The sequence below is a fragment of the Maribacter cobaltidurans genome (assembly GCF_002269385.1).
Taxonomy (GTDB): Bacteria; Bacteroidota; Bacteroidia; order Flavobacteriales; family Flavobacteriaceae; genus Maribacter; species Maribacter cobaltidurans.
On the sequence record NZ_CP022957.1, the window covers coordinates 238,085 to 250,757 of the forward strand.

8 protein-coding genes are annotated in these 12,673 nt (G+C 40.8%); 7 read left to right on the plus strand and 1 reads right to left on the minus strand.

Annotation, left to right across the window (positions count from 1 at the left end; all coding sequences use genetic code 11):
- The first annotated feature begins 121 nt into the window (after positions 1 to 121).
- Genes CJ263_RS00920 through CJ263_RS00930 form a run of 3 tightly spaced genes read left to right on the plus strand, consistent with a single transcriptional unit; the run spans position 122 to position 2,834 of the window.
- The gene (locus tag CJ263_RS00920) at positions 122 to 1,138 is read left to right on the plus strand and encodes a DHH family phosphoesterase (RefSeq protein WP_094995544.1); all 1,017 of its coding nucleotides are present in this window, start codon (positions 122 to 124) and stop codon (positions 1,136 to 1,138) included.
- A complete protein-coding gene (gene gldI, locus CJ263_RS00925; protein WP_094995545.1) occupies positions 1,135 to 1,686 on the plus strand; it encodes a gliding motility-associated peptidyl-prolyl isomerase GldI in 552 nt (183 codons plus the stop codon). The genes CJ263_RS00920 and gldI overlap by 4 nt, the downstream gene beginning before the upstream one ends.
- Positions 1,687 to 1,691: 5 nt before the next feature.
- Positions 1,692 to 2,834, plus strand: a complete 1,143-nt coding sequence (locus CJ263_RS00930) for a peptidylprolyl isomerase (RefSeq protein ID WP_094995546.1) — start codon at positions 1,692 to 1,694, stop codon at positions 2,832 to 2,834.
- A gap of 53 nt (positions 2,835 to 2,887) precedes the next feature.
- On the opposite strand, the gene CJ263_RS00935 is transcribed toward CJ263_RS00930, so the two are convergent.
- Positions 2,888 to 4,342 carry an aminoacyl-histidine dipeptidase gene (locus tag CJ263_RS00935; RefSeq protein WP_094995547.1) on the minus strand — a complete coding sequence of 485 codons (1,455 nt, stop codon included), beginning with the start codon at positions 4,340 to 4,342 and terminating at the stop codon, positions 2,888 to 2,890.
- Positions 4,343 to 4,494: 152 nt separating this feature from the next.
- On the opposite strand from CJ263_RS00935, the gene CJ263_RS00940 reads away from it, so the two are divergent.
- The 4 genes from CJ263_RS00940 (at position 4,495) to CJ263_RS00955 (ending at position 12,589) form a co-directional block, all read left to right on the plus strand.
- Positions 4,495 to 5,562 carry a DUF3810 domain-containing protein gene (locus CJ263_RS00940; RefSeq protein WP_094995548.1) on the plus strand — a complete coding sequence of 356 codons (1,068 nt, stop codon included), beginning with the start codon at positions 4,495 to 4,497 and terminating at the stop codon, positions 5,560 to 5,562.
- A 215-nt stretch (positions 5,563 to 5,777) separates the two neighbouring features.
- The gene (locus CJ263_RS00945; RefSeq protein WP_094995549.1) at positions 5,778 to 8,732 is read left to right on the plus strand and encodes an amidohydrolase family protein; all 2,955 of its coding nucleotides are present in this window, start codon (positions 5,778 to 5,780) and stop codon (positions 8,730 to 8,732) included.
- A gap of 26 nt (positions 8,733 to 8,758) precedes the next feature.
- Positions 8,759 to 10,051, plus strand: coding sequence for an amidohydrolase family protein (locus tag CJ263_RS00950; protein WP_094995550.1), 1,293 nt, complete (start codon positions 8,759 to 8,761; stop codon positions 10,049 to 10,051).
- A gap of 135 nt (positions 10,052 to 10,186) precedes the next feature.
- Positions 10,187 to 12,589 (plus strand): penicillin acylase family protein, encoded by a 2,403-nt coding sequence (locus tag CJ263_RS00955; RefSeq protein WP_094995551.1) that lies wholly within the window; start codon positions 10,187 to 10,189, stop codon positions 12,587 to 12,589.
- The last annotated feature ends 84 nt before the right edge of the window (positions 12,590 to 12,673 follow it).

The window sequence follows — 12,673 nt, forward strand, 5'->3', positions numbered from 1 at the left end:
TGCGCAAAAATACGCTTTTCCCAAAGAACAACAACTTTATAAAGCGTTACTAAAAGTGAATTGGGATGAAATTGAATTAAGTAATCTCATCCCTTTCCCATTAAATTGTATCTTTGCGCCCATGAATTTTGAGCAAGTAAATGCACTAAATAAATTGCTTTCCTCCCAAAAAAGGATTGCCATAGTACCGCACAAGAATCCAGATGGGGATGCTATAGGGTCCACCTTGGCACTTTCCCATTACTTATCCAAAAAAGGACATAAAACACATGTTCTTGCTCCAAATGATTTCCCCAAATTCTTAAAATGGATGCCCGGTGCCCATGAAATATTGAATTTTGAAAGGCATAATACCGAAACAAAAAAATATATTGCGGAAGCTGAATTGATTTTTACACTGGACTTTAACGACTTTGGCAGGGTTGGACAAATGGCGGGATGTCTGGAAAATGCTTCGGGAGATTTTATCATGATAGACCATCACCAACAGCCATCGGATTATGCTTTAATAACCTATTCCGATGTTAGCATGAGCTCTACTTGCGAAATGGTATACACCTTAATAGACTCTTTGGGAGACAATGATTTAATTGATAAGGATATTGCCAATTGTATCTATACCGGCATTATGACGGATACAGGCTCGTTCAAGTTCAAGGCCACCACCAGCAAAACACACCGGGTTGTGGCCGACCTTATGGACAAGGGAGCAGACAATGTGGAAATACACCAGTGGGTGTACGACACCAATTCACCAAGTAGATTGCACCTCTTGGGTTGTGCCCTAAAAAACTTGGTCATCCTTGAGGAGTTCAATACGGCCTACATTACTTTGACCCAAGAAGAACTGGACCGTTTCAACTACGAAAAAGGGGATACCGAAGGATTCGTAAACTATGGCCTTACTTTGGATAATATTCGTTTTGCCGTTATTTTTATCGAAAACAAGGAAGAAGGTATTTTTAAAATTTCTTTCAGATCGGCCGGGAGTTTTTCGGTGAATGAATTCGCAAGAAATCATTTTGATGGTGGGGGACACATAAATGCCGCTGGAGGTAAAAGCGAAAGACCATTACAGGAAACCATCGACTTTTTTGTATCTCTATTGCCACAATATAAAAAAGCGTTGACAGAATGAGAATAGTTGGATTTCTACTTGTTTTACTGACCGTTTTTGGTTGTGATGGCCCGGAACCCAGAAAACCGGTCCAAAGAAAAAGTAGTAGTTATTTTAAGGAATCCATTGAAAGAAGCAGGAAATTATTGGAAGCCGAAGAAAAAAGGATACAACAAATCATTAAAAATGATTCCCTTAAACATTACACCCACAGTGCCTCTGGCTCATGGTACTATTATTTAAGAGTGAACGATTCAACAGATTACACTCCGCAGACCGACGATATTGTTACCCTAACTTATAATTTGTTGACATTGGATAATGACACGTTATATTCTGAATCTGAACTTGGGACCTTATCCTACAGAGTGGACAAACAAGAACTTTTTCTTGGATTAAGGGATGCAATAAAACTATTAAAGAAAAATGAAAAGGCTACGTTTCTTTTCCCCTCGTCCATTGCCTTTGGGTATCATGGAGATAACAATAAGATCGGAACCAACGTTCCCTTAAAATCGACAATTACCATATTAAATATTGAAAAACAACAGGATAACTTAGAAGAATAAAAATTATGATCAATAAAATGTATCTATTGGCAGCTCTGGCCCTAATCATGGCAAGTTGTAAAACCAGTCAAAGAGCAGATCTGGGCGATGGCCTATTTGCTGATATCAAAACCTCCAAGGGCGATATTATCGTAAAACTGGAACATGAAAAAACTCCTGTGACCGTTGCCAATTTTGTTTCCTTGGCAGAGGGTAACAGTCCCTTTGTGAGTGAGAACTATAAAGGAAAGAAATATTATGATGGGCTGACCTTTCACAGGGTCATGAAGGATTTTATGATACAGGGGGGAGACCCTTTAGGAATGGGAACGGGAAATCCAGGCTATAAATTCATGGATGAATTCAACGACTCTCTGGTTCATGATAAAAAAGGTATACTTTCCATGGCAAATTCGGGTCCCGCCACCAATGGCAGTCAGTTTTTTATAACTCACGCACCAACACCTTGGTTGGATAACCGTCATAGTGTTTTTGGGGAGGTTGTGGAAGGTATGGATGTTGTGGATTCCATAGCCAATGTTAAGGTAACCGTGGGTAGCAACAAACCCGTTGAACCCGTTACCATGAACACTATTGAAATCATTAGAAATGGTAAGGAAGCTAAGAAATTTGATGCCGTTAAGGTGATGACGGAATATTTTGATGGTGAAGAAGAACGTCTTGCGGCAATTGAAAAGGAAAAAGAAAAAAAACTGGAGGAATTAAAAAAAGTCAAGGAGGAATTTATAGCCGAAACATCAAAACAAAAGGAAGAGGCAAAATCCTTTTCATCAGGGCTTAAATTATTTCCATTACAAAGCGGGGAGGGAGAAAAACCAAAATTAGGACAAAAAGTTTTGGTTATGTATTCGGGATATCTACCTGATGGTACTTTATTTGAAAGTAATTATGAGGAAGTAGCTAGAAAATATGATATGTTCGATGAACAAAGACTTCAGGGAGGAGGATACTTCCCAGCACCCATGGATTACAGCCCTGATTCAGGCTTAATCGCTGGCTTTAAAGAAGGTATGCTAACAATGAAGGTGGGCGATAAAGTTAGATTATTTATTCCTTCTCATTTGGCTTGGGGACCACAAGGTGCTGGCCCTATACCCCCTAACTCTGACGTCATTTTCGATATAGAAATAACGGGGATTCAAGAATAGATAAGAATTCAATACATTATAAAGCCGATTGTTGATTCAATCGGCTTTCTTTTTTAAGGGGTTTGCCTTAAAATTTCCAAAAGGAACTTCCAGAATTTCTGTACTGAGGATACGCTTACGCGTTCATCAGGGGAATGGGCTCCTTTAATAGTTGGTCCAAAACTGATCATGTCCATATTGGGATAGTTTTGTCCCAATATACCACATTCCAATCCGGCATGACAGGCAACTACACGGGGTTCTTCATGAAACAATCGTTCATATACCGATGTTGCGACTTTCAAAACCCCTGAATCCATATTTGGATTCCAGCCAGGATAAGATCCGGAAAAAGAAACTGAAAATACTCCAAGTTCAAACACAGACTTCAATGTATTCGCTAAATCCATTTTCCCCGATTCCATAGAGGACCTTGTTAGACAACCAATTTCTATGACTCCATCGGCTACGGTTACCTTGGCAATGTTATTGGATGTTTCTACCAAATTTTCCATGCTTGGACTCATCCTATAAACACCGTTATGAAGTCCATAAAGGGTTCTCAGCAACACTTCCTGAGACTCCAATTCCATTAAGTCACTAAAAGGTTTTTCTAAAACTTCCAACACTATTTCAAGGTTGGGCTCCTTCAATTTGAACTCTGTTTTTATCTTCCTGGTTTCCTCGTTCAAAACTTCCAAGAAAGAGCTTAGTTGATTTTCCTCTACATTTAATTGACATTTGCTTTCTCTGGGTATGGCATTTCGTAATCCTCCACCACGTAGGGTTGAAATCCTAAAATCATATTCGTTACCACAGAATAACAAGCGGTTCATGATTTTATTGGCATTGCCTAGACCTTTATGGATATCCATTCCGCTATGTCCACCAGCCAGCCCTTTAACTACTATTTCAACACCAACTTCCCCAGGAATGAACGGGGTAATTCCATAAGATTTGGTAGCTGTAATATCGATTCCCCCCGCACACCCAATGTCAATTTCATCATCCTCTTCGGTGTCCAAGTTCAGCAAAATATTTCCCTTTAATAATCCGCCCTTAAGTCCAAAAGCACCGGTCATACCGGTCTCCTCATCTATGGTGAACAATGCCTCCAATGGCGGATGCGCTATATCTGTTGACTCCAACAGGCTCATAATGGCAGCTACTCCCATTCCATTATCCGCCCCAAGTGTGGTGCCCTTGGCCTTTACCCAATCTCCTTCTTTATACATTTGAATACCTTGCGTATCAAAATCGAAGTTGATATCGGAATTCTTTTGATGCACCATGTCCAAATGGGACTGTAGAGTAACCATTTTTCTATGCTCCATACCTGCGGTTGCAGGTTTTCTTATGATCACGTTCCCTACTTCATCCTTAATAGTTTCCAATCCGAGGGATTCTCCAAATTGTATCATAAAGGCTATAACCCGTTCCTCCTTTTTGGAAGCCCTGGGAACTGCATTCAGTTTGGAAAAATTCTTCCAAATAGGACTTGGTTCTAATTCGAGTATCTCTTTATTCATTTTAGGTCAAAAAATTATATAGTAAAATTTGGATAAAGTATGTGAAGCTCCGGCGCAACATAAAATAAGTATTCAGGAAAACTTTAGACAAAATTATCCGGATTATCAGGTAAAAATACATACCAAAAGATCAATTCCCTATTTTTGAGGTCATGAAGATGTCCTTAAAAACCGTTATAGCGGTTTCCTTTATTCCCCAAATCATATTGGTTAAATGGCTGGGGCAAAATACAGAGTTCATTGAAAGGTACTACAGTACAGGAATTTATCCGTATATATCCAAATTTTTCCGACTACTATTAGGCTGGGTACCTTTTTCAGTGGGTGACATCCTCTATTTTTTACTCATTTGCAGCGCCGTTATTTATTTATACCGAAGTTGGAACCATATCAAAACCCATAAAATAGAATTCCTAAGGGATATCCTAATGGTACTCTCCATTGGGTACCTAACGTTTCATTTGGCATGGGGATTTAATTATTATCGCAAACCACTATCGGATAAATTGGCGTTGACCGAAACCAAGGATTATCAAGAATTATTGGATTTCACAGATAGACTGATTCAAAAAAGCAATGAACTGCAAGAACAAATCGTTGGGGACACACTTCAAAAGGTAAAAATTCCCTATTCCCAAGAAGAAATGTTCAAAATGAGTATCGAGGGATATCACAAACTGGCCGAAAAATTCAACTTTTTGGAGTATGAAAACCCTAGTATAAAAACATCACTTTTTAGTACCGGGTTGACCTATATGGGGTATGCCGGTTATTTAAACCCCTTTACGAATGAAGCCCAAGTAAATGGCATTCTTCCTAATTTTAGATTTCCCATAGTTACCGGGCATGAAATTGGACATCAATTGGGCTATTCAGCGGAAAATGAAACCAATTTCATTGGCTACTTGGTAACCTCAAGCAATGAAGACCTATATTTTCAATATGCAGCGTATGCCTATGTCCTTGGCTATTGTCTGAGCGATGTACGCAGAGGAGATATAGAAACCTTTGATCAAATGTTCCAAAACCTTAATCCCGGGGTACGGGGAAATTTTCAGGAAATGGCTCTATTTTGGGAACGCTACGAAAACCCTTTGGAACCTGTTTTTAAATCCATTTTCAATTCTTTCCTAAAAGCGAATAATCAAGCCCAGGGAATCCAAAGTTATAATGGGGTGGTAAGCTTATTAATAGCTTATCACAAAAAGTATCCCCTATAGGAAACGTGTTTTTTATAAAAAAACGCCACCTGCACCTACCTTACACTTAGTAATTCGGTAAAATTTTAAGATTATCGCTATAGAAAGTTCCGTTTTTTAAAAGTTGTGATTTTAGATGTTTAAATCTCTCGTTTCAAGTGTTAAATAAAACTAAAATCATCTGAAAACAACGATTAAACCTTAATTTTAAAAGGACTAATCAAACAAACTCAAAAATGAAAAAAATTATTTTTTCACTATGCCTATTCTGGTGTAGTGCCACTCTCATTTCACAAGATTATTTTCCTGAAAATGACGGTGTAAAGGCCAATAACAATAACTATACGGCCTTTATGAACGCTAAAATTTATGTTACGCCAACAGAGGTTATTCAAAAAGGTACGCTTTTGATCCAAAACGGAAAAGTGGTCAATGTAGGAAGTTCCGTCAGCCTGCCTCAAAACACCATTATTGTGGATTTAAATGGAAAATCCATTTATCCTTCTTTTATCGATGTGTATTCCAAGTTTGGTGTAGAACAACCCAAAAGTAGTGGTGGTGGCAGAAGGTCCCCACAATTTGAACCTACTCGTGAAGGGTTCTACTGGAACGACCATATCATGCCGGAAAATGATGCCATAGGCAGCTTTAAATACGACGAGAAAGGTGCCAAGGAATTGATAGAAGCCGGTTTTGGCGCAGTGAACTCGCACATTCAAGATGGTATTGCAAGAGGTACAGGAGTACTCATTGCCTTGAACAATGCCGGTACGGACGCCAATCGTATTTTGGATGATCGATCGGCCCAATACTTTTCATTGGAAAAAAGTGTAACCAAACAGCAATCGTATCCAACTTCCTTAATGGGCGCCTTGGCATTATTACGACAAATGTATAGTGATGCGGATTGGTACGCCAAAGGAAATAGCAAAACGACCGATCGATCTTTGGAAGCACTTAACAGAAACAAGGGACTTACCCAAATTTTTGAGGCAAAGGACAAAGGCAACGATTTGCGTGCCGATAAAATAGGTGATGCCAACGGCATTCAATACACCATTTTGGGTGGTGGAAATGAATTTGAAAGAATCGACGAAATCAAGGCAACTAATGCCTCTTTTATTATTCCGTTGGATTTTCCCGAAGCCTATGATGTTTCTGACCCCTATCAGGCGGGATATGTTTCTTTGGAAGATATGCGCTATTGGAACCAAGCACCAACAAACCCAAAGGTATTGGCAGATAATGGTATTATATTTTCACTAACACCATATGAGTTAAAATCAATGTCCAAATTCAAGGAAAACTTGATGAAGGCCATTGAATATGGGCTGCCAAAAACAAAGGCCCTAGAAGCACTTACGACCGTTCCTGCCCAGATTTTGGGAAAATCGGCAGAGCTTGGGAATCTTAAAAAAGGGGCCTATGCCAACTTCTTGATCACCTCTGGTGACATATTTGATAAATCCACTACCTTATATGAAAACTGGGTACAAGGAAATAAAAATGTAATCAACGACAAGGATATTAAGGACATACGAGGTGAATACAACTTAACCTTGGAAGGGAAAACCTATGATGTTTCCATTTCTGGAGAAGTTGCCAAACCAAAAGTGGAAGTAAAACAGGATACCGTAAAACTTACCTCAAAGATTTCGTATGACGATAATTGGCTAACATTTTCTTTTTCTACGGATGAGGGCGATAAAACCTATCGCATGATCGGTGCCGTACTTCCCGAGACCGATAATCTATCCGGTAGATTGATATTACCCAATGGAACGGAAACTTTTTACACGGCGACTAAAAAATCTGGGTTTGAAGAGAAGTCAAAAAGTGATTCCAATTCTACTGATGTGCCAAAGGTTATGCCCATAACTTACCCCAACGTCGGTTATGGATATACCGCCAAACCCACTCAAGAAAACGTGCTTTTCAAAAACGCTACGGTATGGACGAGCGAGGATGCGGGTATTTTGGAGAACACGGATGTATTGGTCAAAAACGGTAAAATAGTCAAAATAGGGAAGGATTTAAATGCAGGTGGAGCTAAAGTTATAGATGCCACAGGCAAGCATCTTACTGCGGGTATCATTGACGAACACAGCCATATTGCCGCATTGGCAATCAACGAGGCCGGACATAATAGTTCCGCCGAAGTTAAAATGGAAGATGTTGTTGACCCCGAACATATGGGTATATATCATTCCCTCGCCGGGGGTGTTACATCTATACAGTTACTGCACGGATCCGCCAACCCTATTGGAGGACGTTCGGCCATATTAAAATTAAAATGGGGAGAGGAAGCGGACGGACTCATCTATGACAACTCGCCCAAATTCATAAAATTTGCTTTGGGGGAAAACGTAAAGCAATCCAACTGGGACAGTCGTTCACGCTTTCCACAAACGCGTATGGGCGTAGAACAGGTCTTTATGAACTATTTTCAACGGGCCAAGGAATATGATGAGAAGAAAAAAAGCGGACAACCATACAGATATGACGAGGAGTTAGAAGTTTTGGCGGAAATCATTAATGGAGAACGTTTCATATCGTGCCACTCCTACGTTCAAAGTGAAATTAATATGATGATGAAGGTTGCCGAAAAATTCGGGTTCAGGGTAAATACCTTTACCCATATTCTTGAAGGGTATAAAGTAGCCGATAAAATGGCTGAACATGGTGTCGGTGCCGGAACCTTTAGTGACTGGTGGGCCTATAAATTTGAAGTTAACGATGCCATTCCATACAATGCGGCCATCATGCAATCCCAAGGGGTAACCGTTGCCATAAACAGCGACGACCGTGAAATGATGAGAAGGTTGAACCAAGAAGCTGCCAAAACCATTAAATATGGTGGAATGACAGAGCTTGAGGCTTGGAAAATGGTCACCATCAATCCTGCGAAGCTTTTACATTTGGATGATCGTGTTGGAAGTATCAAAGAAGGTAAGGATGCCGATTTGGTTTTATGGTCCGGAAACCCTTTGTCGGTTTACAGTAAAGCCGAAAAAACGATGATCGAAGGTATTACCTACTTTGATTTGGAAAAAGACCGAGCACAAAGGGAAGCCATAAAAAAGGAACGTAACGAGTTGATTAAAATGATGCTGGAAGAAAAGGCCGGTGGTAAAAAGACCCAAAGTCCTAAGCAAAGTACCAAACGAAATTTTACTTGTGAAAGTCTATAGAATTCTTAATCCGAAAAAATTATAAAATGAAAAAAGTACTATTAATACTTCTAGCCTTAGCTGTTTTTATACCAGGTTGGGCACAACAGACTCCTGCTCCCAAGCAGTCCGAAGCCATAACCATTGAAGGGGCCACAGCCCACTTGGGAAATGGTGATATCATAGAAAGCTCCTTGATCATGTTCGAGGATGGAAAACTCACTTTTGTAGGCGATTCTAAAATGAAGATCGCACGAAAAGGCAAGGTCATCGATGCCACAGGCAAACATGTATACCCCGGGTTTATTGCTCCTGCAAAAACCCTTGGACTTATTGAAATCAATTCCGTTCGTGCCACGGACGATCAGGACGAAATTGGCGAGTTGATTCCCCATGTTAGAAGTTTAATCGCCTATAATGCAGAATCCAAGGTGGTGGAAAGCATGAGGCCAAATGGGGTATTGATTGGACAAATTGCTCCTTCCGGCGGAAGAATTTCCGGTACCTCATCCATAGTACAGTTTGATGCATGGAACTGGGAGGATGCCGCAGTTAAAGTGGATGACGGTGTCCATTTAAACTGGCCCCGAAGTTTTCGTCAAGGCCGTTGGTGGATGGGCGAAGAAAGAGGATACAGACCCAACAAGGACTACAAAGAGGATGTGGAGACCGTCGTTACATTCATAAAAAATGCTACGGCATATGGAAAAGGAACCCCTAAAGAGCTAAATCCTGCGTTTGCCGCCATGCAGGGTGTGTTGGACGGATCTCAAAAAATGTATGTTTACGCCGATGGCGAGAAAGAAATCATAGATGCCGTTAACACATTAAAAAACAATGGTATCAAAGAAGTTGTTCTTGTGGGAGGTTATGAGGCATATAAAATAACCGACTTCCTTAAAAAGAACAATATTCCGGTGCTGGTTCAGTTCACCCACAACCTTCCGGTATTCGATGATGACGATTATGATCTTCCGTATAAACTACCAAAACTATTGGTCGATGCAGGTTTGTTGGTTGCCCTTCAAAACAACGAAGCTTCTAACTTCCAAACAAGAAACCTACCTTTTTATGCCGGTCAGGTGGGTCAGCAAGGTCTGGATAAGGAAAAGGCACTTCAGCTTATCACCGGAAATTCGGCAAAAATTCTTGGAATAGATGATAGTTACGGTACCTTGGAAGTAGGAAAGAGCGCAACGCTTTTCATTTCGGAAGGAGATGCTTTGGACATGCGTACCAATAAGCTTTCCCAAGCTTTTATAGACGGCAGGGATATCTCTTTGGAAACCCATCAAACCGAATTATGGAAACGGTATATGGGTAAATATGAAGGAGAATAGCAACAATTCGTAAAATGAAGATAAAACAGTACATTTAAGTCGATAGGTATCGACAAACAGATTTACTTCTAGGAAGTAATACAAAAAGCTCGATAGTATATCGGGCTTTTTTAATACCAACTAAACCAATTCCATATGAAAAAAATAATCCTTTTAGGCGTCTTGGCCATGATGTTTTCCTGTAAGAAAACCAAAACCTCCGCAGATGGAATACAAATTGCCGGGTTGCAAGAACCTGTAGAGATTGTTCGGGACCAATGGGGAGTCAATCATATCTATGCCAACAATCAACATGACCTTTTTTTCGCTCAAGGATATGCCGCCGCTGCCGACCGACTCTTTCAATTCGAAATATGGCGTAGGCAGGCTACGGGCACCGTAGCAGAAATACTCGGGGAACGTGAACTGAAAAGGGATATAGGAACCCGTCTCTTTAAGTTCCGAGGAGATATGGAAACGGAAATGAACCACTACCATGAAGATGGTGTCGAAATCATAACAGCCTATACGGATGGGGTTAACGCCTACATCGAAGAACAATTAAAAACTCCAGAAAAACTTCCCATAGAGTTTAAAATATTGGACATTTTGCCTCAAAAGTGGACTCCTGAAGTGGTCATCTCCAGACATCAGGGATTGTTGGGGAATATTAACGACGAGCTACAAATAGGAAGGGCAGTGGCCCTTTTGGGGCCGGAAAAGGCCAAGGAACTATTTTGGTTGCACCCCAAGGATCCGGACCTAACGTTGGATAAAAAAATAAATCAGGATTTATTGTCCCAAGATATTCTGGAACTCTACAATGCCTATAGAAAATCGGTCAAGTTTACGCCTTCTGATGTACTACCCAAGTATAGGGATGAGGATTTAACTATGAGCCTATTTGAAACTCAGAAGGAAAATAGGGATTCCCTTTCCATTGGCAGCAATAACTGGGTGGTAAACGGTTCCCGTACCAAAAACGGCCACACCTACATGGCGAACGACCCGCACAGGACCATAGCGGTGCCCTCACTACGCTATATGGCTCATCTAGTGGCACCTGGATGGAATGTTATCGGCGGAGGAGAACCTGAAATTCCAGGTATTTCAATAGGGCATAACGAATATGGTACGTGGGGGCTGACCGTATTTGAAACCGACGGGGAAGATTTGTATGTGTATGAACTCAATCCAGAAAATTCCAACCAATACAAATATCAGGGCCAATGGGAGGATATGAAAAATATACAGGAAACCATTAAGATTAAGGGACAAAAGGATACCATTGTAAATCTTTCCTATACACGACATGGTCCCGTAACCCATGTTGACATGGAAAATAATGTAGCCTATGCCGTTCGTTGTGCGTGGTTGGAACCCGGAGGTTCCCCCTATTTGGCCTCCCTGCGAATGGATCAAGCCAAAAACTGGGAAGAATTTAGGGAGGCATGTAGTTACAGCCATATTCCCGGGGAGAATATGGTTTGGGCGGACAAGAATGGTGATATCGGTTGGCAAGCCGTAGGCATTGCCCCTATCCGAAGAAATTTTAACGGGTTGGTACCCGTTCCAGGTGATGGCAGCTACGAATGGGACGGCTATTTGCCCATTATAGAAAAACCGAACGACTTCAATCCCGAAAAAGGGTTTATTGCTACCGCTAACCAGAATGTGACTCCACCAGATTATCAACATTGGGACGCCATTGGCTATACCTGGGCGGACCCCTACCGAGGAAATAGAATAGACGAAGTCTTGAAAAACAAATCAGACTTTACGATGGAGGATTTTAAAAAGTTACAAACCGATTATCTTTCCCTCCCCGCTATGGAGTTGGTGCCCTATTTAAATGCTATTCAACTTGACGAAAAATACGGTCAGGCCAAAATGAAGTTGCAAGATTGGGATTTTAAGCTAAATCCAAATTCCATTGCCGCGGCGATTTACGTGGCATGGGAAGATGCACTATCGGAGCTTATAGAGGATAGGTTCATACCTGCGGAAGCCAAAGAAATCATTCCTTATTTACAGTTAAAAAAAATATTGGAAATGGTTGGTAATCCGGATACCACGTTCGGCGGTGCCGATGCGAAGAGACAACAAGAGGAGTTCTTAAAAAAATCCTTTATGATGGCCATCGACAACCTTGAAAAAAGATTGGGTCCCGATATGGAAAAATGGCAATATGGACAACCCAAGAATAAGCACGTTTATATTGAACATGCTTTGGGGGCTGTGGTCAACAAACCAATGAGGGACACCCTTTTCAATTTGGGACCTTTGCCTAGGGGAGGGAATTCATACACTCCAGGGTCAACGGGAGGCAATCTCAATCAATCCAGTGGTGCATCATTTCGTTTAATTGTAAATACCGGAGATTGGGACAGTGCACAGGCCACTAACGGACCTGGTCAATCCGGAAATCCGGAAAGTCCCTTTTACAAGAATTTATTTGAGCCTTGGGCGAAAGACCAGTATTTCCCGGTCTATTATTCCCGCCAAAAAATTGATTCTGTGGCGGTCAACAAAACAAACCTGCTCCCTCTAAAAAAATAATTTTTTGAATTGGTAACAAATCTTTGCTCATGTATAACCTATCCTTAAAGGCCTATAACTCATAAACCACATTGGGTTATTAAA

What these genes read in the sequence shown, in the direction of transcription:
- CJ263_RS00955 (WP_094995551.1), top strand. Translation starts at nt 10,187, where the DNA reads ATGAAAAAAATAATCCTTTTAGGCGTCTTGGCCATGATGTTTTCCTGT.
- CJ263_RS00945 (WP_094995549.1), top strand. Translation starts at nt 5,778, where the DNA reads ATGAAAAAAATTATTTTTTCACTATGCCTATTCTGGTGTAGTGCCACT.
- CJ263_RS00930 (WP_094995546.1), top strand. Translation starts at nt 1,692, where the DNA reads ATGATCAATAAAATGTATCTATTGGCAGCTCTGGCCCTAATCATGGCA.
- CJ263_RS00950 (WP_094995550.1), top strand. Translation starts at nt 8,759, where the DNA reads ATGAAAAAAGTACTATTAATACTTCTAGCCTTAGCTGTTTTTATACCA.
- CJ263_RS00920 (WP_094995544.1), top strand. Translation starts at nt 122, where the DNA reads ATGAATTTTGAGCAAGTAAATGCACTAAATAAATTGCTTTCCTCCCAA.
- CJ263_RS00935 (WP_094995547.1), bottom strand. Translation starts at nt 4,342, where the DNA reads ATGAATAAAGAGATACTCGAATTAGAACCAAGTCCTATTTGGAAGAAT.
- CJ263_RS00940 (WP_094995548.1), top strand. Translation starts at nt 4,495, where the DNA reads ATGAAGATGTCCTTAAAAACCGTTATAGCGGTTTCCTTTATTCCCCAA.
- gldI (WP_094995545.1), top strand. Translation starts at nt 1,135, where the DNA reads ATGAGAATAGTTGGATTTCTACTTGTTTTACTGACCGTTTTTGGTTGT.